The 20,993-nt window shown below is 36.9% G+C and carries 17 protein-coding genes; 7 read left to right on the top strand and 10 right to left on the bottom strand.

Annotated elements, in window-relative coordinates:
• Both FN756_RS13500 and FN756_RS13505 read left to right on the top strand, forming a co-directional pair.
• Nucleotides 1-393: integrase core domain-containing protein (locus FN756_RS13500; RefSeq protein WP_142604643.1), on the top strand; the 393-nt coding region annotated here is incomplete at its 5' end.
• Between the two features lie 657 nt (nt 394-1,050).
• The gene (locus FN756_RS13505) at nt 1,051-2,523 is read left to right on the top strand and encodes a glycine--tRNA ligase (protein ID WP_142604644.1); all 1,473 of its coding nucleotides are present in this window, start codon (nt 1,051-1,053) and stop codon (nt 2,521-2,523) included.
• A 54-nt stretch (nt 2,524-2,577) separates the two neighbouring features.
• On the opposite strand, the gene FN756_RS13510 is transcribed toward FN756_RS13505, so the two are convergent.
• The 4 genes from FN756_RS13510 to FN756_RS13525 all read right to left on the bottom strand — a co-directional run bounded on the left by FN756_RS13510 (nt 2,578) and on the right by FN756_RS13525 (nt 7,073).
• Nucleotides 2,578-4,536, bottom strand: a complete 1,959-nt coding sequence (locus FN756_RS13510; protein WP_142604645.1) for an LTA synthase family protein — start codon at nt 4,534-4,536, stop codon at nt 2,578-2,580.
• A gap of 176 nt (nt 4,537-4,712) precedes the next feature.
• The gene (locus FN756_RS13515) at nt 4,713-5,687 is read right to left on the bottom strand and encodes a hypothetical protein (protein WP_142604646.1); all 975 of its coding nucleotides are present in this window, start codon (nt 5,685-5,687) and stop codon (nt 4,713-4,715) included.
• Nucleotides 5,688-5,758: 71 nt separating this feature from the next.
• Nucleotides 5,759-6,685: a M56 family metallopeptidase gene (locus FN756_RS13520; RefSeq protein WP_142604647.1), complete on the bottom strand. Its 927-nt coding sequence runs from the start codon at nt 6,683-6,685 to the stop codon at nt 5,759-5,761.
• Between the two features lies 1 nt (nt 6,686).
• Complete coding sequence (locus tag FN756_RS13525) at nt 6,687-7,073, bottom strand: BlaI/MecI/CopY family transcriptional regulator (protein ID WP_142604648.1); 387 nt, start codon at nt 7,071-7,073, stop codon at nt 6,687-6,689.
• Nucleotides 7,074-7,330: 257 nt separating this feature from the next.
• Here FN756_RS13525 and FN756_RS13530 point away from each other — a divergent pair, with 257 nt between their 5' ends.
• Nucleotides 7,331-9,100 (top strand): aromatic amino acid hydroxylase, encoded by a 1,770-nt coding sequence (locus tag FN756_RS13530; RefSeq protein ID WP_142604649.1) that lies wholly within the window; start codon nt 7,331-7,333, stop codon nt 9,098-9,100.
• Between the two features lie 125 nt (nt 9,101-9,225).
• Nucleotides 9,226-9,927, top strand: coding sequence for an SDR family NAD(P)-dependent oxidoreductase (locus tag FN756_RS13535; protein ID WP_142604650.1), 702 nt, complete (start codon nt 9,226-9,228; stop codon nt 9,925-9,927).
• A gap of 93 nt (nt 9,928-10,020) precedes the next feature.
• Here FN756_RS13535 and FN756_RS13540 read toward each other — a convergent pair whose 3' ends face one another.
• On the bottom strand, nt 10,021-11,010 hold the full coding sequence (locus tag FN756_RS13540; protein WP_142604651.1) for a zinc dependent phospholipase C family protein: 990 nt from the start codon (nt 11,008-11,010) through the stop codon (nt 10,021-10,023).
• Between the two features lie 126 nt (nt 11,011-11,136).
• On the opposite strand from FN756_RS13540, the gene rpsT reads away from it, so the two are divergent.
• The 3 genes from rpsT to FN756_RS13555 all read left to right on the top strand — a co-directional run bounded on the left by rpsT (nt 11,137) and on the right by FN756_RS13555 (nt 14,985).
• On the top strand, nt 11,137-11,391 hold the full coding sequence (gene rpsT / locus FN756_RS13545; protein WP_142604652.1) for a 30S ribosomal protein S20: 255 nt from the start codon (nt 11,137-11,139) through the stop codon (nt 11,389-11,391).
• Between the two features lie 182 nt (nt 11,392-11,573).
• Nucleotides 11,574-12,893 carry a M16 family metallopeptidase gene (locus FN756_RS13550; RefSeq protein WP_142604653.1) on the top strand — a complete coding sequence of 440 codons (1,320 nt, stop codon included), beginning with the start codon at nt 11,574-11,576 and terminating at the stop codon, nt 12,891-12,893.
• Between the two features lie 19 nt (nt 12,894-12,912).
• Nucleotides 12,913-14,985 carry a M16 family metallopeptidase gene (locus FN756_RS13555; RefSeq protein ID WP_142604654.1) on the top strand — a complete coding sequence of 691 codons (2,073 nt, stop codon included), beginning with the start codon at nt 12,913-12,915 and terminating at the stop codon, nt 14,983-14,985.
• An 84-nt stretch (nt 14,986-15,069) separates the two neighbouring features.
• On the opposite strand, the gene FN756_RS13560 is transcribed toward FN756_RS13555, so the two are convergent.
• The 5 genes from FN756_RS13560 to FN756_RS13580 form a co-directional block, all read right to left on the bottom strand.
• Nucleotides 15,070-16,410 (bottom strand): DEAD/DEAH box helicase, encoded by a 1,341-nt coding sequence (locus FN756_RS13560; protein WP_142604655.1) that lies wholly within the window; start codon nt 16,408-16,410, stop codon nt 15,070-15,072.
• 167 nt (nt 16,411-16,577) lie between these two features.
• Nucleotides 16,578-16,994, bottom strand: a complete 417-nt coding sequence (locus FN756_RS13565) for a response regulator (RefSeq protein WP_142604656.1) — start codon at nt 16,992-16,994, stop codon at nt 16,578-16,580.
• 7 nt (nt 16,995-17,001) lie between these two features.
• On the bottom strand, nt 17,002-18,102 hold the full coding sequence (locus FN756_RS13570; protein WP_142604657.1) for a hybrid sensor histidine kinase/response regulator: 1,101 nt from the start codon (nt 18,100-18,102) through the stop codon (nt 17,002-17,004).
• Between the two features lie 13 nt (nt 18,103-18,115).
• Nucleotides 18,116-20,257 carry a sensor histidine kinase gene (locus tag FN756_RS13575; RefSeq protein WP_185955294.1) on the bottom strand — a complete coding sequence of 714 codons (2,142 nt, stop codon included), beginning with the start codon at nt 20,255-20,257 and terminating at the stop codon, nt 18,116-18,118.
• Between the two features lie 10 nt (nt 20,258-20,267).
• Nucleotides 20,268-20,990: a hypothetical protein gene (locus tag FN756_RS13580; RefSeq protein ID WP_142604659.1), complete on the bottom strand. Its 723-nt coding sequence runs from the start codon at nt 20,988-20,990 to the stop codon at nt 20,268-20,270.
• Nucleotides 20,991-20,993 lie beyond the last annotated feature (3 nt).

The following is a 20,993-nucleotide window of genomic DNA, read 5'->3' on the forward strand; positions in this document are numbered from 1 at the left end:
AACCGGCAGGTACTGGCTATTGAGACAGATACTTCACTTCCTGCGGCACGATTAATCAGGGTGTTGGATCAATTGAAGGAATCTCGTGGTTTGCCTAAAAGCATTAGAATGGACAACGGGCCTGAGTTTATTTCTAAGAAATTAGATGATTGGAGTAAAGAAAATAAGGTAACCTTAGTATTTATTCAGCCAGGAAAACCGACACAAAATGCCTTTATCGAGCGATGCAATGGAAGCATACAAGGGGAGTTATTAAATGCCTATGTGTTTAAAACCTTGAATGAAGTTCGGATAAAGGCCGAAGAATGGATGTATGATTACAATTTCCAGCGCCCTCATAAGGCGCTAAACTTTAAAACTCCGATGGATGTATTGGAGGAAATAAGGAATTGAAATTCTACTTTTGAGTGGCCCAACTTTGGGGAAGCTCACAATTTTATTCGAATAACGAGTGAAAGTGACACCACTACAAAGTCCAACTTTGGCAACAATTACAAATATTAGAACTAATAAAATTCTTCTCATTTCAAATGAAATTTTTAAGTGGGGCATCCCTCCAACACTATAATAGGTGCAAGTATATCTATTTATATGTTCTTCTTTACAAAAAATTAACCCCTGTTTTTTATGATGTACCCATTTTTGAGACTCTTTATTATTGAAATGAAAACTCTCATTTAGATAGCTAAACAACTCATTCTTATAGTTTAGATTAAATAAAATTGACTTCTACATATTTACTTCTCTTAGACCTCAAAAAAGCGAGGAGAACTCCACTAAAAGCGAGGTCAACCTCACTCCGAGCGAGCACAACCTCGCTAAAAACGAGGTAAACTCCGCTAAAAGCGAGGTCAACTCTGCTCAGAGCATAGTTGACTCAGCTATAAGCGAGGACAACCTCACTCGGAGCGAGGACAACTCCACTAAAAGCGAAAATCACCGACCTAAAAGGTCCGATCTTACCTAAAAGGTTTTGGACACTTCTAATTTTTTACATTTTAATAGCCTTTCGCTTATATTTTTACGCGTTTAAAAATATCTTTGCATACTATGAATAAAGACGACCTATTTAAAAATGTAATATCGCATGCGAAAGAATACGGTTTTGTATTTCAATCAAGCGAAATTTATGATGGTTTAAGTGCCGTGTATGACTACGGTCAATTAGGTGCAGAGTTAAAAAACAACATCAAAACCTATTGGTGGAAATCAATGGTGCAAATGAATGAGAACATTGTCGGTATCGACTCTGCTATTTTCATGCACCCTAAAATCTGGAAAGCTTCAGGGCACGTTGACGGTTTCAACGACCCGATGATTGATAATAAAGATTCTAAGAAACGTTACCGTGCTGATCAATTGCTGGAAGAACGTATTGCTAAATACGAAAAAGACGGCAAAACCGATAAAGCTGCTGCTTTAGAAGAGCAGATGAACGAAGCATTGAAAAGCGAAAATCTTCCTCAGTTAAAAGTTTTAATTGAAGAACATGAAATTGCTTGTCCGGTTTCAGGAACCCGCAACTGGACCGATGTTCGTCAATTCAACCTGATGTTCTCCACCCAAATGGGCGCGATGGCCGAAGGTTCTGACGAAGTATATTTACGTCCGGAAACAGCTCAAGGTATTTTCGTAAACTTTTTGAATGTGCAAAAATCAGGAAGAATGAAAATCCCTTTTGGTATTGCACAAATTGGTAAGGCCTTCCGCAATGAGGTAATTGCACGTCAGTTCATTATGCGTATGCGTGAGTTCGAGCAAATGGAAATGCAATTCTTTGTTCGCCCTGGCACTGAGATGGAATGGTATAACTACTGGAAACAAGCTCGCTTAAAATGGCATACTGCTTTAGGAACTGATCCGGCTAAATACCGTTACCACGATCACACTAAACTAGCGCATTATGCAAATGCAGCAGTTGACATTGAGTTTGAATTTCCGTTTGGCTTCAAAGAAGTGGAAGGTATTCACTCTCGTACCGATTTCGACTTGAGTCAGCATCAAAATTTCTCAGGCAAGAAAATGCAATATTTCGATCCTGAACTTAATGAAGAAGGTAAGCCATACGGAAACTATGTACCTTATGTAATTGAAACCTCAATTGGTTTGGATCGTATGTTCTTACTAACCATTTTGAATGCATACGAAGAGCAAGATTTAAGTGAAGGCGATAAGAAAGATTCACGTTCGGTATTACGTTTACATCCGGCCTTAGCTCCTGTTAAAGCTGCGATTATGCCATTGACTAAAAAAGATGGTCTGCCAGAAAAAGCTCGTGAAATCATGAATAAATTGAAACTTGATTTCAATTTGCAATATGATGAGAAGGATTCGATCGGTAAACGCTACCGCCGTCAAGATGCGATTGGTACGCCTTTCTGTATTACTGTTGATTATGATTCACTACAAGACAATACAGTAACCATTCGTCATCGTGATTCGATGCAACAAGAACGTGTTGCTGTTGATCAGTTAGAAAAAATCATAGGTGATTTAGTGAGCTGGAAGAATATCTTAAGCTAGCTAAACAGAGAAAGGGAGCCAATCGGCTCCCTTTCTCTGTTTATATCATTAAAATTACTTCGCAACGATAAGCTTATTATCGATCAATCGGTTGTTATACTGTTGAATAAAAGCTTTGATCTTACTATCCATTTGCTGCTCTATAGCAGGCAAAGTCCCTACTAAGTTCTTCTTCTGCAGTTCATCATTCTTATAATTATATAATGATGTAGGTTTAATTCCATTGTGAAGCATCAGATAATCACCCATCAACAGTTGATATTGTCCTGGATAATTAATCAGAAACTTTTCATTTGAGTTAGTATTGATCACATCCTGCCCAAAAGCAACATAAGGCTGATCATAATTTAAATATCCCAAAACGGTAGGCATTATATCTATCTGTTGCATTAATTCGTCTTTACAACCTTTCAAATCGCTTCCTGGTTTATAAAAGAAAATTGGAATTGCATATGCGCCTATAGAGGTCTCGTATTTTGGATGCGTGCGAAAACTTGAATGGTCGGCCGTAAAAACAAATAAGGTATTTTTAAACCATGGCTCTTTCTTAGCTGTTTCAAAGAACTGACGCAAGGCATTATCGGTATAACCAATGCACTCATGAACAGGAAGAGGTCCCTTAGGAAATTTACCCGTATACCTCTCAGGTACTTTAAAAGGATGATGGGATGAAACCGAAAAAACCGTAGCAAAAAAAGGCTGTTTTTGAGCGCTGAGTGTGTGGGCCATAAATTGAAAGAATGGTTCATCCCAAATTCCCCACATACCATCAAAGTCATCATCGTTATTGTATTCGGTTTTACCAAAATAATTCTGAAAACCAGCAACTTTAGCAAATGCCGAAAAACCCATTGATCCGTTTGGAGCACCGTGAAAAAAGGAGGTTGTATATCCTTTTTTCCCAAGTATACCGGCTAAACTATTAATGTCATTGTTGGAATACGGTGTTGTTACGTAAGGCTCACCCATGGATGGAATACTTGCTAATACAGAAGGCATCGCATCGATTGACTTCGTTCCATTGGCATACGAATATTTAAACGAAAGGCTGTGTTGTAGTAAAGAATCCGTAAATGGCGTATAACCTTTGTATGTACCACCATCTAAATCTTTATTAAAGAACCCTAAATACTCCTTATTATGGCTCTCAAGAATAATAATCACGACATTATCGGCACGAAAAGGAGCCGAAGTTTTAGGATAATGTAAAGGACTGAACACGGAGTCCAATTCAGCTTCCGTTTTAAAAAAATGTACCTTTTGAAAAACATGCCCATTGAATGTTTTAATCATCGCAAAGGGCGTATTTAATACAATATTGGCTTCAATTGGCTTTTCGACATAGTCGGAAGCATTGCTTAGGGTAATTGGACGGGTACTATGACGAAAACCTCCGCGAAAACCGGCAACACATAAGCCTGCAAAGAAAACCATAAGAACTGACCCTATAGGATAGTAAACCCAGTTATTATTAATGGTGGTTGACTTTAGTTTTACCAATCGATAACCGCGAACCAAAATAATTATGAGGATGATATAGATCACTATTATATACCAGTAATCCATAAAGAACGTTCCGGCCAATCGAGCATTACCAGTATCATGCGAAAACTCTTTAAAAACTGACCATGTGGTTCTACGCTGTGTAAAGCCGAAGTAAATAATATCAATACAGTTGGTTGCTAACGCAATACTATTGGTAATGTAAAACAACCATTTTAAAAAACCTTGATAACTGGCGTTGTACCTAAAACGAAAAGGAATCAACAACATTAATATGTACAGAATATTGATATACAACGTACTGGTGATGTCGAATTTCAATCCCCCTGCAAATAATTTTAATAAGCCTCCCGCGGTAATTCCTGAAAAAAATGAAGTATTGAACAAATAAAAGAGAATACGGCAAATAGTGAAAAGCAACATTACCAAAAGTAAACGAGCTATTAACACTGTATAAATATTTCCTTTAAGGTTTTTGAATTGCTTTTTAAGTTTCCAGGTGTTATTCATTATGCTCAAAAATTAAGAAGATCTGTAAACCGTCTTTAACAGTTTAAATATCACGATCTTTAAAAGTTGGCAAACTTAACGAATTGGTTATATTAAATTAATTTTAGATTATCATTGTAATGCAATAAAAAAGAGACCAAATAAACTCTCTCTTTTTTGTTTTTTCCTTAGAGATACTAATTAGCTTGTTTGCTAATCGAAATCTCGTAATCACTATCAGAATCAGCTGTTGACTGCTTCATCAACTTATTATATTTCTCAAACAATTCATTGGACTGTTTAATGCCATTAACACGCAATTCCTTTTTCTTCCCAGAAATCGAGAAGTTATAATTTTGACCAGATTTAATAAGTTTATCTGCAAGCAATTCGTTTTCAAGCACGTCATTTCTTACTGTACTTAATTTGAATTTAAAACCATGATCTGCCCCTTCAAAATTGTCGGTAAATTGTTTTGCCCAAACCTTCATTTGAGGTTCATTTACTAAAGCCCACTTTCCCATTTCTTTGCCAAAAGCTTCCCATTTCGGAGCATTTTCCTTTTCCCAGATATCCATCTGCTTTCCAAACTCTTCGAACTTTGGCTCGTTTTCTTTTTGCCATTGCTCCATTTGTTTCTCATAATCCTCTAGCCCCGACTCATATTTCTTTTTCCATTTTTCCATCTCCTTGTCAAATTTTTCCATTTCAGCATTGAACTTCTTCCATTCTTTGCTGTCCTTCATTTGCATATCCTTTATACTACAAGGTGGAATTGGAGGAATTGGTGGCTTTGGAGGAACAGGGCTAAATCCTGGTGGCGCTGATTGAGGAGGAGTTGGAGGCGCTGGCAATTCAGAAAAAGCTGGAGGAGTTGGAGGTGCCGGCATCCTCTTGTTCATCACAGTTTGTAATTCCTCCGTAGTCCATTTTTCTTTAGGAATCACCTTACCATTTACCCGTAGTTCGCTTACTCTACCTTTATGATCCTTAATAATCACAACCGCATCCTTGTCATCAATTTTAGCTTTATTATTTAGTTTAATGCTATCCCTAGCAGAAACTAAACTAACCAATGAACCATTGCTGAATGATGTATGATTAGTTCGACATGGATATTCTTTCTTATCAGAAGAGAAAACTTCAGCTATGTTTAGTGTTAATGTAATCATTGTCGCAATCAATAAAATAAATGCGATTGAAACTCCGTTAAAAACAGAATTCCTCTCCTCACGTTGACCAATTAATCGTTTATACGATTTAACAAACGTCCTTTTCCGTTTATGGCCATTGCTAATTCATGAGTTGAGAGTTGAGCTAATTCTTCAATATTAGCGAGTGCTCGGGCAAGCGTTAATGAATCGCATCCGCATTCAAGAGCCAGATCATCACAACATAACTCTCGTTCTTTCCGCACGATCTGACCCATCCACCAAATTCCCGGATGGAAGAAATAAACGATCTCTATAATTGATTGAAATATATTAATCAAATAATCATTACGCTTTATATGAGCAAGTTCATGGGCTAAAATAGCCTCCAATTGATCTGCCGGGAGTGCTGCGAATGTGCCTATTGGCACTAAGACAACAGGCTTAATGTATCCTATCACTGTCGGCACTTTTATCCAAACGGATTCAAACAACTCAACTTGTCTATTTAATTCCATCCTTTTAGCGAGCTTGTTTAATTTCGATTTCCAATAAGACGAAACATATAAATGGCCCTTATTTTTTAGTTTCGTTACATATACCAACCCTGCTAAAAACCTGATAGTAAGCAACAAAACACCAAGCATCCAAACTCCTACAATTAATGATAAGTTCTGCTCTACAAAGTTTAAAATATGGTTAAAGGACGTTATCCAAGCGGACTCAGCTATTGCCGGGCTAAAAATAATTTGTGTAATAGATAATTGATCCATTACCTGTTCCTGACCACCCGCAGAATTAGGTTGATAAACACTAATAAAAGTGATTATTGAAAAAAGTGCTGCACCGAATAATCCAGAAAGGGCTACGTAATACCTTAATCTTGCACTCTTGTTCTGTAAAACAGTCATCATTCCTACTACCACAATCGCAGCAGCGGCAATTTGCCAAATGGAATGAATGAGGGTCCAACCAAGCGCTTCTTCAAAACTTCCCGAGAATAGGTTAAAAGCAATCATTTTATTTACCTCCTTCCAATTGGTCCAAAAGTTCGCGAATTTGGTTTAATTCTGCTTTCGACGTTTTTGAGTTACCCAAAGCTTGCATAACAAGTTGAGTAGCCGATCCACGAAAAGTAGCATCAAGGAATTTATCAAGCAATTTCTGCTTAGTTTCCCCTTCACTGATCGCGGCATCGAAAACATGAGTACGGGTACTATCATCACGGGTAAGCAGCTCTTTTACATGCATAATTTGCATGAGCTTTAATGTAGTAGTGTACCCTGTCTCTTTCTTTTCACTGATTTGCTCATTTACAAAGCGTACGGTGCTGGCACCATGATCCCACAAAACCTGTAAAATTTCCAGTTCAGATTCAGTTGGTTTCGGAATTTGCGTATGTTTCATAACCCTGGCTTTTAACTACGAAATAATTCGTACATAAATATATACGAAATATTTCGTAATAAAAAAAACGAAGTTAAATCTTATTTAACCAGTTCTTTGCAATTAAACAATTGACTATCTACACGATCTAAACAGCAAACAATAGCGTGAATAGAATTGTCTTTTTCATAGGCACTATTTTTTTTAATTAATGCACCTAGAATTAAAAAGTAACCTCACGTTTTTTAACTTTACAAGACCAAATCAATTTTGCCCTCATGAACGATTTTAACAATAAACAGGTGGCCAATTTGCCCCAGCATTTAAGACAATACATTATTGATCAGCATTATGAAAAATATACCCCTGTTGATCATGCCATTTGGCGATATGTAATGCGTCAGAATTATAGCTTTTTAAAGGATGTTGCTTTCTACCCTTACATTCCAGGCTTAAAAAAAGCAGGTTTAAGCATTGAAAAAATTCCTAGTTTACAGGAAATGAATGATGCTCTTGGCAAAATCGGTTGGGGAGCCGTAACTGTTGACGGATTCATTCCTCCTGCTGCGTTTATGGAATTCCAAGCGTATAAGGTATTAGTTATTGCTGCTGATATCCGTCAGATTGATCATATAGAATATACTCCGGCGCCTGATATTATACACGAATCAGCTGGCCATGCCCCTATTATTGGAGAACCTCGTTACGCCGATTACTTAAGCTATTTTGGCTACATTGGTTCCAAAGCAATGTTTTCATCAAAAGATTTTGAATTGTACGAAGCCATCCGCCAGCTTTCCATTTTGAAAGAAATGCCGGACGCTGATCCTGCCGAAATTGCTTTAGCAGAAAAAGATCTGGAGTATAAACAAAATAACTTAGGAGATCCTTCTGAAATGGCATTACTAAGCCGTTTGCACTGGTGGACAGTTGAATATGGTCTTATCGGAACGCTTGAAAATCCCAAAATTTACGGAGCAGGTTTACTTTCATCAATTGGAGAGAGCGCTTCTTGTATGCAGCCTGATGTTGTCAAACTACCTTATACCATCGATACACTTAATTATTCATACGACATCACCAAACCACAACCGCAACTTTTTGTTACTCAAGACTTTGAGAACCTCATAAATGTTTTAGAAGAATTTGCAAATACGATGTCATTCAGAGTCGGTGGCACTCGTGGTTTAATGAAAGCAATTGAATGCCGCAACACCTGTACTGCTGTATATAATTCGGGGTTGCAGGTTACGGGAGTTTTTGACGACGTGATACTAAATAGCGACAATGAACCTGTTTATATTAAAACAAAAGGCCCCGCAGCACTTTGCTTTAATAACAAACAATTAGAAGGCCATGGAAAAGAATATCACAAAGAGGGTTTCAGTTCACCAGTAGGACGGTTGAAGAAAACTCCAATACCGCTAGAAGATTTTCTTATCAATGATCTTAAAAATATAGGAATTGAACTTGGAGAACCCGTAAAACTTGAGTTTGAAAGCGGAATCCTTGTAGAAGGGACATTAAAATCAGCAACTCAGGAAGATCAAAAATTGGTATTGCTCAGCTTCGTTAATTGCAAAGTAACAGATAGTAATACAGGCACTGTGTTATTTGATCCAACATGGGGTGTATATGACATGGCTATTGGTGAAAAGATTGTGTCAGTTTTCTGCGGAGCAGCCGACAAAGATTCGTATGACCAGATTGCTCTTGTTTCACATACTAAAACTCAACATGTTCATTATACGGATGAAACACTTCAACTTCATGAATTTTACCGTTTGGTTCGTAATGTACGAGAAGCGCGTGCCGATCAATCATTACTACCCGCTGTTTGGAATTCACTGAAAACAAATCATCAAAATGACTGGCTTTGTGCTATGGAAATACTTGAAATAATTGAACACACAGAAAGTAATCCTGAAATTGCAGAAGAGATTCGACTGTATCTAACTAACAAGGCCAATAGCGAACGTAAACTTACTAAACTTATACAAGACGGCTTTAAATTAATTGCTAATCCGGTCATTGATTTGGTCCATTAGTTAATTTATTAATGCTGAATTATGAATATTGAATTAATTTATAATCATTTTGATTAACGATTTTTGATATTCATAATTCATCATTTGATAATTACTTACCTATTATTTCACCTATATTTTCCCAAATGAACATAATAATTACCGGCGCGAGCAGTGGAATTGGATTTGAAGCTGTAATTGACCTCGTTTTAAAAGGACATCGCGTGTTGGCTTTGGCTCGCTCAACAGAAAAACTAGAGACACTTAGTAAAATCTGCATCTCTCTTAATCCAGATGCTCAGATTTATTGCTTACCCTTCGATATTGTAAACGGCAATTACGATGTCGATTTGATTCCAGTTATTCAAGAAATCTTTCCAAAAATTGATATTCTAGTCAACAACGCAGGCACACTCGTTAACAAACCTTTCGCAGATCTTTCTCCTGGTGATTTCAGTAAAATGTTTCAAACGAATTTTTTTGGGCATGTGATGATGATTCAAAAAATGTTGCCTCATTTCAATGAACAAGCACACATTGTAAATATTGGAAGCATGGGGGGATATCAAGGCAGTTCAAAATTCCCAGGATTAGCTGCTTATTCAGCCAGTAAAGCTGCTTTACATAACCTTACAGAATGCCTTGCAGAAGAATTTAAAGATCGCAATATAAAAGTAAACTGTCTAGCCTTGGGCTCAGCGCAAACAGAAATGCTAGAAGAAGCCTTTCCGGGTTATCAATCACCAGTAACTGCTTTTGATATGGGCGAATATATTGCGCATTTTGCTCTTACTGGACACAAAATATTTAATGGAAAAGTATTACCAATTGCAGTAACTACACCTTAAAGATTTCAGGTTAGGGGCTACGATTTTAGGCTGAATTAAGAATGCAAAATATTACAAACTATAAATCGATAAATATCGAGCCTTTAGCCTAACTTATGGTCTTGAACCTGAATCCTCTTGCCGGCCCAACATTTTAAGTTGAGTTTGTTTTAGGCTGTCTGAAGAGACAATGAGTTTTTTTTCACTATTTAGTTCAGGTTGGCCAGCTTCTACCCAAGCCGAATACCAAAAACTTCCTATTGCAAAAATTGCTCTTCGCATACGGCGCTCAACCATGCCGCCAAGTCGTTGGTGGTATACTTTTGAGAAGTCATCTGAGTAATTGGTCGTCATAATTCCGTTACGGACAATGGGGGCAAACTTCTGATCACTTGAAATGGATTTAGAAAGCTCTTTTTCAATGCTCAAAACTGAGTCTACTGCAGCATGACTTTCATGCAAGATAATCCAGGTTTCTTTTAAAGGATCTGAAACATATTGTGCTTTTCCAACTAAAAAATCATAATCACTGACAAAGAGTTCGGGCAATCTTGATTCCCAAAAGGCATGAATACCGGTTTGCCCGCTTTGCTGACCATTATAATTGGAGGTAGTATGCAACGGTACACAAGCATCAGCTACATAATGGCCTAAATCAGCTGAATAATGAAGAATCCGGTCATTGTCTTTGTCTCGAAACGCTTTTACTAATTTCCTGTAAGTAAACTCAATATTCCATGGGCTTATTCCTCTTGCCTCCAGCGTGTCAACGGTAAAACAGCTTACAGCTTGATACCATTGCTGCGGCAAACTTTCGCCAGTTTCATAAAGATCAAGGTCAATGTAATGCCTGGCGCCTTCTTTCGGATCAATGTATCTTCTTTTATCAGGATCAACAGCATGCACCGTAATATAATCAATGTTCTTTTTATAAAAACCAAAAAGCTCTTCAGGAAGCGTAAAAACGGCCATTCGGTTTATTTGAGTGTGCCCAAAAAAGCCCCAGGGTTGTAAATATGGAAATGATAAAACAACTAGTGGAAATATCACCAATGAACATAAAAATATTATCTTTGTGCGGCGGATAACTAAAAAATTAAGCATAGACTACAGATGTACTATAAAACTAGTGAATCTGTTTAATTATCAAAATCAATATTTTTATTTAGGGTATTGCAAATTAAATTATAAGCCCTATATTTGCAGTCCTTTTAGAAAAGAGTTAAAAACATGGCAAATCATAAATCATCAATAAAAAGAATTCGTACTAGCGCTACTAAACGTTTAAGAAATCGTTACCAAGCTAAAACTACTCGTAATGCCGTTAAAAAATTACGTGGTATGAACAACAAAGCAGAAGCTTCTGAATTATTAAGAAAAGTTTCATCAATGTTAGATCGTTTGGCGAAGAAAAACGTTATCCACAAAAATAAAGCTGCTAACAACAAATCTAAGTTGACTAAATTTGTTAACTCTTTAAGCTAGTAGATACTTATTTTCTAAAAAATATAAAAAAGCTTGATCATCCTTGATCAAGCTTTTTTTGTGCCTTTCTACCCTACCTCTTTTGAGTCCAAACTATTAATTATATTTTTTTCATTTATAATCAGCTTGACACCTATCAGGTTTCTATATTTAGCCTATAATCATTTAGCTAAATATTTATAATGAAAAAAAGACTTATCGGAGTATTAACGCTCCTACTTTTTCTCGCAGGTGCAACCTGCGCACAAAAGGTCGACTTTACGGAATATAACCTCGACAATGGGTTACATGTAATCTTTCACAAAGACAATTCAGCTCCTGTGGTTACTGTTTCGGCAATGTACCATGTGGGATCCAAAAATGAAGAATTGGGACGAACCGGCTTTGCACATTTCTTTGAGCATTTACTTTTTGAAGGCTCTGAAAATATAAAAAGAGGTGAGTTCATGAAAATTGTTTCAAATGCCGGTGGCGAAAACAATGCAAACACCACTCAAGACAGAACTTATTACTATGAAACATTGCCTTCTAATGAATTAGAAACCGGTTTATGGTTAGAGTCAGAGCGCATGCTACATCCGGTAATTAACGAGATTGGCGTTAAAACTCAAAACGAAGTTGTTAAAGAAGAAAAACGCCAACGTATCGACAATCAGCCTTATGGCCGTTTTGCACAAGAAGTTTTTTCTCGTTTATTCAAAAATCATCCTTACAGATGGCAACCAATTGGTTCCATGGAAGACTTGGATGCGGCAAAGCTTGATGAGTTTATTACTTTCTTCAAGAAATATTATGTCCCAAATAATGCGGTATTAGTAGTTGCAGGCGATTTTGATACAGATAAAACTAAGAAACTGATCAATTCATATTTCTCAGAAGTACCTAAAGGAGCAACGGTTGTACAACCTACTTTCCAGGAAACTCCAATTACTAAGGCCATTGTTGACACTGTTTATGATGCTAACATTCAAATTCCGGCTATAATTTCAGCGTATCGAATGCCAGGAATGAAAGACCGTGATAGTTTTGTATTGAATATGATTTCAACTGTACTCTCAGAAGGCCCAAGTTCTCGCTTGTCAAAAAAAATGGTTGACGAAAAGAAAAATGCACTGCAGGTAGGAGCCTTTCCTTTTTCATTAGAAGATTATGGTGCATATATCACTTATGCTATTCCTAATGGAGATGCTAAGCTAAATGATTTACTTAAAGACATAGATGAAGAAGTTGTTAAAATGCAAACCGAATTAATTTCGGAACATGATTTCCAGAAACTTCAAAACATTATGGAAAACAACTTTGTAAATGCAAATAAAGGCGTTGAAGGTATCGCTAATAATTTAGCTGATGCATATACATTTCACAATAACACCAATCTGATTAACACCGAATTAAGCATTTATCGCTCCATTACTCGTGAAGAAATCAGAGATGTAGCAAAAAAATACTTAGGAACTAACCAACGTGTTCTGTTGTATTATTTACCCAAAAACAGCCAATAATTTAATCTGAGTTCATATCATGAAAAAAATAGTATTAAGTGCAGCCGTTTTGTTGCTTTGCACTACCACATACGCACAAAAAATTGATCGCAGTAAGAAACCAGCTGCAGGTCCTGCTCCTATAATACAGCTTGAAGATCCACAAACTTTCACCTTGCCTAATGGAATGAAAGTGCTGGTTGTAGAAGATCACAAATTGCCTACAATTACTGCCAGCTTAGTACTTGATCGTGTTCCGGTGTTAGAAGGAAACAAAGCGGGAATGTTAGGCATCTTGGGTTCAATGCTAAACGAAGGAACGCTCTCTCGTCCTAAAGCAAAATTTGACGAAGAAACTGACTTTATCGGTGCTTCAGTAGGTTTCAACTCTAGTGGAGCCAGTGCTTCCGCCTTAACCAAATACTTCGACAAAGCATTTGAACTAATGGCTGACGGTGTTCTGAATCCGGCATTCCCGGCAGAATCATTCGCTAAAATCAAAAGTCAGGAACTTACCAGTTTAAAAAGCAGTCAAAAAAGTGCAAAAGCCATTTCCGGCCGCGTTGTTAGCGCCTTAGTTTATGGTCAAGACCATCCATTTGGCGAAATCACCACCGAAACCACATTAAATAACATTACGCTTAACGACGTAAAAGCTGCTTACAAACAGCAATTTGTCCCCAATAAATCCTACTTAATTATTGTGGGTGATACGAAATTAGAGGATGTAAAAAAGTTAGCAACCAAAGCTTTTGCCAATTGGAAACCTGGAACTTTAGCAGAAATTCCTGTTAAAAAATTAAGTAATGTTTCAACTACCGAGATTGACATAATCGATGTTCCAACTGCCGTTCAATCAGAAATTTCAGTAACAAACGCCATTGATAACACCCGTAAAAACCCGGATTATTTTCCATTGATTATTGCAAGCAATATTTTGGGTGGTGGTTCAAACGGTTATTTATTTATGAACCTGCGTGAAAAACACGGTTACACCTATGGTGCTTATGCAAACGTCGGCGCCAATCGTTTTGGCGCACGTTTTTCAGCTGCTGCAAGTGTTCGTAATGCTGTTACTGACAGCGCCGTTGTTCAAATTTTAAATGAGATAAAACGTATTGGATCTGAAGATGCCAGCCCTGAAGCTATTCAATTAGTTAAAAACACCTACAATGGCAGTTTTGCCATGGGCTTGGAAGATAAAAGAAACATTGCTGAATATGCGGTAAATATAGAAACAGAAGGATTGCCTAAAGATTTTTACAAAACCTTTCTTCAAAAACTAAATGCTGTTTCGGCGGAAGATGTGAAACGTGTTGCCAAGAAATATTTCATGAGCAATCAATGTCGCATTATTGTAGTTGGAAAGGCTGCTGAAATTGGTCCTAAATTGGAGAAGTTAGGGTATAAAATCAACTACTTTGATAGTTACGCAAACCCTATAAGCAAACCAACAGGAGATCAAAAAGTATCCTCCACTATTACGGCTAAGAATATACTTGATAAATATGTATCAGCTGTAGGGGGTGAAACTGCTCTAAAAAAAGTAAACTCCTTGTTGATTTCATTTAACAGCCAAATTCAAGGCATGAACATCAATGGATTCATGGCTAAAATGGCTCCGAACAAGGAATTGCTTAGCTTAAATATGAATGGAAACACATTAATGAAACAGGTATTTGATGGGCAGGCAGGTTACATGATGATACAAGGTCAACGTCGTGATTTACCTGCCGATCAACTCAAAGAACAACAAGAAGAACACTCTATTTTTCCTGAGCTATTTTATGAGCAAGAAGGTTTTAAACTTTCGGTAGAAACAACAACCAAAGTGGATGGAACCGATGCTTATAAAGTAAAAATCACTTCGCCATCCGGAAAAATCAGTTACAATTACTATAGTTCTGAAACCGGCTTACTAATTAGAACCGAAAAAACTCGCTCTGCCCAAGGTCAGGAAGTAAACAGTACAACTAACTATTCTGACTACAAAGATTTCAACGGAGTTAAACTTCCTACTACCATTGATACCCAAACAGGTCCAATGAAAATTGAAATGAAAGTAACCGAAATAAAAGTCAATGCCGGGGTGATTGAAACAGATTTTAAATAATCTTTTAAAAAAACGCTGGTATAAAAAAGCGAAGCCCGATATTCGAGCTTCGCTTTTTTATACCAAGGATATTAAGAAAATGACTTATCTGTCCGACCGTCTTCCCCCTGAACGGTGCTGTCCGGCACGTGCTTTTTCTGCACGCTGATTACCCGATTGAGTAGTTGCCGATCGTTGAGATCCGTTATGTGATTTACCAGAGCCTCTATGGTTCCCCCTAGGCCCTTGCCTTTTATCATTCCCGGCTTGTTTCTGCTGACTTAACTGATAACGAACAATTGTAGAATTATCCATCGGAAAAGGATGATCACCTATTACCGGAATTGTTTTAGCAATCAGTTTGTGAATATCCTTTAGATATTCCATTTCCTCTTCATCACAAAAAGAAAGGGCTATCCCGCTTGCACCTGCCCTACCAGTACGTCCAATCCGGTGAACATAGGTTTCAGGTATATTAGGCATCTCAAAATTAATTACGTGAGTTAATTCATCCACGTCAATTCCTCTGGCTGCAATATCAGTAGCTACAAGAACCCGGGTTTCTTTTGATTTAAAATTAGTTAATGCACGCTGACGAGCATTTTGCGATTTGTTTCCGTGAATGGCTTCTGCAGTCACCCCCGCCTTATTTAGCTCTTTAGCAACCCGATCCGCACCATGTTTAGTACGGGTAAACACCAAAGCCATTCTTATTTTCTCGTCTTTTAAGATATGGTTCAGAAGCGACCGCTTATTTCCCTTCTCCACATAATAAAGTTCTTGTTGAATAGTATCAGCTGTCGATGAAACCGGCGTAACCTCCACCTGACGAGGATTATCCAAAATCGTATCGGCTAAACGTTGTATTTCTAACGGCATAGTAGCCGAGAAAAACAAAGATTGACGCTTTGTCGGTAATTTGGTAATGATTTTTTTCACATCATGTACAAACCCCATATCAAGCATACGATCGGCTTCATCCAACACGAACAACTTTAAATGATGAAGGTTGATGTATTTTTGATTTATTAAATCGAGCAAGCGGCCCGGAGTTGCCACTAAAATATCTACGCCTGCTCTTAATTTATCTACCTGAGGCGTTTGTCCAACACCTCCGAAAATCACGAGATGTTTCAGTCCGAGATGTTTACCATAGGCTGTAAAGCTTTCTTCGATTTGGATAGCTAGTTCTCTGGTAGGCGTTAAAATTAAAGCTTTAATTGCTCGTGGACCTCTTTCGGCATCACGTTCTTTAGCAAGAATTTGTAAAATAGGTATAGCAAAAGCGGCTGTTTTACCAGTACCGGTTTGCGCACAACCCAAAAGGTCTTTACGCTCCAATACAATTGGAATAGCACGCTCCTGAATGGGCGTTGGCTGAATATAACCTTCTGTTTTGAGAGCCTTTAAAATTGGCTCAATAATATTTAAGTCTTCAAATGTCATTTTATTGTAGTTAAGAAAGACTGATCAAACACTTTCTTTACATATGATCAGCTAAGCGGATAGGGGAAAATTTCCGTTATATTAAATAAAAAATTATGCCTTGCAAAGGTAAGATTCTTTTATTGGATAGAAGATTTTATATCAGTGACCTGTCAGGAGAAATGAATTTATGAAACATCTCCCACCTTAACATTGCTATTTATTTTTTCAAGTACACCTTTTAATTGATCAGGGTCTAGCGGTTTTTTCAGCAGACACTTTACATTCTTATAATCTTCAAGGCGGTTAATATCGGTATGATCAACGGTAGATGAAACCATTATAATAGTTATGGCAGTACGAACAGACTCCGGAAATTGCTGTAGTCGATTTAAAAACTCAAAACCATTAATCTCCGGCATCTGAATATCTAATAAAACTATTGCCGGTAATTCAGATGGCATCATTGAATTTTCATTAATATATTGCAGAGCCGATTCCGCATTGTTATACGAAATAACTTTATCACATATTCCTGATAACTGAATAAACCTTTCGTGTAGAAAAAGATCAATTTTGCTATCATCAACAATCATTATTTTCATCTTTCAATCAATTTTGAATGTTGGGTATAATTACTTCGAAACTAGACCCAACATTATAGGTAGACTGTACCGAAATAGTACCATTCATTTTATTCAGTGCTTCTTTTACAATGTAAAGACCAATACCATTTCCTTGACCTTCATGTTCTATTTTAGTCCGGAAAAACATAGTAAATATTTTATTTAAATATTCTTCTTGTATACCCTGTCCATTATCTTGTATCAAAACAGTTGCGTTTTCGGAATCAACTTTAACTTTTATTTTAACTACAGGAAAAGGTTCGCTCAATCTTCTAAATTTCAACGCATTATCAATCAAATTCTTTAACACTAAACCTACCCTAAACTTATCGCTAAAAAAAGGAATTTCTTGATCAACACAAAACTCATGCTTCACTAAATCAGTATCAACATTTAAACTATCAATTGTTTCTTTTATTAATCCATTAAAGTTAATGTTTTCAAAAATTGATTCAACTCTGGTATTTTGATAGTACTCAATCAGTTTCAACACAAACCCATCGAGCTGATGTACACTATTGGCAATCATATTCAAATACCCATAAGGATCAACAACTGAATTCTCAAGCTTTGCCAGATTTACAATGCCCAGAACAGACAACAATGGAGAACGTAATTCATGTGACGCACTGTAGATAAATCGACTTAATTCTTCATTGACCTTGGTTAATTCTTGGTTTTTTTCTTTAAGCTCTTGATTTACCCTGTACGCTTCATAGGCATTTTGTATGGTATTGCGAAGCTCTAGTTCATTCCACGGTTTGGTTATGTATCTATAAATGTTACCATTATTAATAGCTCCAATTAACGACTCCATATCAGCATAACCGGTAAGTAAAATACGCCGAGGATCAGGATGTTCTTTAATGATAGAAGCAAAAAACTCGACGCCGGTACATTTAGGCATACGTTGATCAGCGATGATTAAGTGCACATCGGCATGCTCATTCAATATACCGACTGCTTCTTCGGCCGATAAAGCAGTATAAATTTCATAATCTCTCCTAAATACGGCTTTAAATGAATTAAGATTATTCTGCTCATCGTCTATATAAAGAATCTTAATTTTTTGATTTGGTTTTGGCATAAATGCTTTACAGTTAAACTAAACTGTTTTGATAAATTTTGGGTAAAGTAAGCGTAAAGGTAGTTCCGACACCCGGTTCAGAATCAACGGCAATATTACCATTATGCTTTTCAATAATATTAAAAACAATTGAAAGCCCTAAACCCGTACCTTCACCAACATCTTTTGTAGTAAAAAAGGGTTCAAAAATTTTTCTTTTTACACTTTCGGGCATTCCGCATCCGGTATCGCGAATAGTAATGATAACATGTTCGGGTTTATTTTGAGTAGAGACCTCTAAGATCTCTTCTTTATCCCCTCCTTTTAATTTCATTGCTTGGAGAGCATTGTTAAATATGTTCATTAATGCCTGATTCAACTTGCCAGGAAAACACTCCAAGGCATCCAAATGATCAAAATTCTTTATAATCTTTACATTCTCAGGAATAAAATGACGTAAAAGAACAAAGGTTGAATCGATACATTCATGAATATCTACTGCTTTTAATTCACTTTCATCCAATCGACTAAAGGTCCTTAATCCTTTAACAATCTCTGCGGTGCGACTGGCTCCTTCCTCTATTCCTTGTAATAGATTATTAATTTCAACTCCTAAATAGTCAATATCAATTTTGCGCTTGAAATCGTTAATTTCATTTAGCTGTAAAGCTATATCGGCTTCAGGACTTATTTCGTCATATTTCTTAATCACTTCAAACAAATCATCGATATCCATTTGTAATGGCTTTACATTTGAACTTACAAAATTGATTGGGTTATTGATTTCATGAGCAATCCCCGCAGTTAATTGACCCAGTGAAGCCATTTTTTCGGCTTCAACTAATTGGCTTTGTGTATTTTTAAGCTGATTTAATGTGTTTTTCAACTCTTTATTTGAAACCTGAAGTTCCTGAGTTCGTTCAGTTACTTTACTCTCAAGCATTGCATTTTGTTCAAGCACCAACCGTTCTTTTTCCTTCAGTACCCGTAAAGCGTCAGCATCAGCTTTCTGTTTTTGAGCTTTTAAAATATTAATCTTATCACCAAGGGCAAATGAAAGCAAAGTAACCTCAATGGCCGATCCTGCCTGAAGCGCATAATATGTAAAATTATTATAAGGCAACATATTGAAGTTCCGCAATACAAACACACATACAGCTACAAGAAAAATAAACCAGGCAACCAAAAAGAATTTAGCGGTCCGATCTCCTTGTCGTGCAATTTTTATAGAGGCAATGAGCACAATTATGGAAGCTAACATGGCCGTAAACTGAACCATATTTTGACCCAAAACATGCAGGCTAAATAAACTTAACAATAAGCATCCTAAGTAAGCTACATTAACCCAGCTTAATAAAGTGTTAAATAATGGCAATTTCAACTTAGTGTTCAAAAAAGATTGAATAAACACGATGGCTGTCAGCCCATTAAACACTGGAACGAGAACCGTACTGTGCTCCTCTATCCACACATTATTAGGCCATAGGTATTTAAATGCATACCCTTGTAATGTTGCCTGGGTAAGACCTACAAAAAGAATATAGAGTACATAGTATATATAGCTTTTATCTCGAACCGTAACAAATACAAAGAGGTTGTATAAGGCCATCACTAAAATTATTCCGATGTAAATTCCAAAAATCAAATCTTTGGTGTATAAAATCTCGGAAATCATTTTATAACTCCCCAAATACATTGGTAATTGCAATTGTTCAGCAGCGCGAAGTTTTAAGAAGTAGGTTTGACTTTGCCCGACTGGAATTTTTAAATCAAAAAGGTAGTTTTGATGATCATACTTGCGTTCTTTATAAGCTCTATCTCCACCGCTACTGATTTTTTCAACCCCCATGTTAGTCTTCGTATACAATTCAACCTGATCAATTGTTGGGTATTCAAGTTCAAGAATGATGTTATTCAGATCCGTTTTATTATTTACAGTAAACTTCACCCACCAAACAGAATTGCTGATCCCTAAATTAGGAATGGCATCATGCGTGGGTATAAAATCATTTCTAGACGCAACTTGATCAATATTTAGTTCTCCTTTTTTATCTTCCAAGATGGCCAAACTACCACCAATTGGCATTTTTTGATTCTTATCAATATAAGCAATCGTCTGAGCTAAACAGAGTTGAGATGGTATTAACAATAAGAAAAGCCAAAAAAGTCTCCTCATGGTTATAATTTTAACGTAAATTAATCTCAAGTTGATAATCGACTTCAAGACTGCCCTTGGGACCTGATTCATTTTTTTGCTGTATTGGATTTTGGCGTAGTGACATGATCCGCTCATGTTCAACCGGCTCTGCTTTATTCAGTGTAAGCGGATCTCGAATAATCATAGATGTTGCCACAAAATCATCTTTAGGATAATAAAATATCCCATTATCGCCTAATGCTGTTTCAACTTCCCCTCCTATTCTTTTCCCAATTCGTACGGTAACAGGAGCACATAAAAAAAACACTTTATCAACGGGTAATTGATCGCAAATCGCTATTCCAACTCGGGCCATAAATATACTTCCAATACCAAGCCCTGCTACTTCCCTTGAATTCCATAATCCACAAATTTCCGCACTACCTTTATTTGCCATCGTGTGAATACTACTATCGTATTTACCTATAGCTGTTTCAATTGGTAATGGTACTCGAGCGTCGGCAAGCTGTACCCTTGCTCCTCCATATACCTTTGTTCCTTCCAGGTTTTCGGCAACAATTACAATAGTATTCTCATGAGTAGTCCATTCGGCACCTCCGGATGTGACCTTAGCAATCCCGTAATGGATCTCCAATAACCGTTGATGCCCCTCAACAAAACGGACACACGTATCTGGATCATTAGGAGCTTTAAAAACCCTGATTCTAATGTTGCTTCCTACCGGTTCAGAAAAATTTGAAGTACTATGCATTAT

This window comes from Solitalea koreensis (assembly GCF_900182575.1).
Classification (GTDB): Bacteria; Bacteroidota; Bacteroidia; order Sphingobacteriales; family Sphingobacteriaceae; genus Solitalea; species Solitalea koreensis.

Bases quoted from the DNA above. Each gene is read 5' to 3' on its own strand.
- FN756_RS13515 (WP_142604646.1), bottom strand. From the start codon at position 5,687: ATGATTACATTAACACTAAACATAGCTGAAGTTTTCTCTTCTGATAAG.
- FN756_RS13530 (WP_142604649.1), top strand. From the start codon at position 7,331: ATGAACGATTTTAACAATAAACAGGTGGCCAATTTGCCCCAGCATTTA.
- FN756_RS13505 (WP_142604644.1), top strand. From the start codon at position 1,051: ATGAATAAAGACGACCTATTTAAAAATGTAATATCGCATGCGAAAGAA.
- FN756_RS13535 (WP_142604650.1), top strand. From the start codon at position 9,226: ATGAACATAATAATTACCGGCGCGAGCAGTGGAATTGGATTTGAAGCT.
- FN756_RS13570 (WP_142604657.1), bottom strand. From the start codon at position 18,102: ATGCCAAAACCAAATCAAAAAATTAAGATTCTTTATATAGACGATGAG.
- FN756_RS13510 (WP_142604645.1), bottom strand. From the start codon at position 4,536: ATGAATAACACCTGGAAACTTAAAAAGCAATTCAAAAACCTTAAAGGA.
- FN756_RS13560 (WP_142604655.1), bottom strand. From the start codon at position 16,410: ATGACATTTGAAGACTTAAATATTATTGAGCCAATTTTAAAGGCTCTC.
- FN756_RS13525 (WP_142604648.1), bottom strand. From the start codon at position 7,073: ATGAAACATACGCAAATTCCGAAACCAACTGAATCTGAACTGGAAATT.
- FN756_RS13575 (WP_185955294.1), bottom strand. From the start codon at position 20,257: ATGAGGAGACTTTTTTGGCTTTTCTTATTGTTAATACCATCTCAACTC.
- FN756_RS13580 (WP_142604659.1), bottom strand. From the start codon at position 20,990: ATGCATAGTACTTCAAATTTTTCTGAACCGGTAGGAAGCAACATTAGA.
- rpsT (WP_142604652.1), top strand. From the start codon at position 11,137: ATGGCAAATCATAAATCATCAATAAAAAGAATTCGTACTAGCGCTACT.
- FN756_RS13550 (WP_142604653.1), top strand. From the start codon at position 11,574: ATGAAAAAAAGACTTATCGGAGTATTAACGCTCCTACTTTTTCTCGCA.
- FN756_RS13520 (WP_142604647.1), bottom strand. From the start codon at position 6,685: ATGATTGCTTTTAACCTATTCTCGGGAAGTTTTGAAGAAGCGCTTGGT.
- FN756_RS13565 (WP_142604656.1), bottom strand. From the start codon at position 16,994: ATGAAAATAATGATTGTTGATGATAGCAAAATTGATCTTTTTCTACAC.
- FN756_RS13555 (WP_142604654.1), top strand. From the start codon at position 12,913: ATGAAAAAAATAGTATTAAGTGCAGCCGTTTTGTTGCTTTGCACTACC.
- FN756_RS13540 (WP_142604651.1), bottom strand. From the start codon at position 11,010: ATGCTTAATTTTTTAGTTATCCGCCGCACAAAGATAATATTTTTATGT.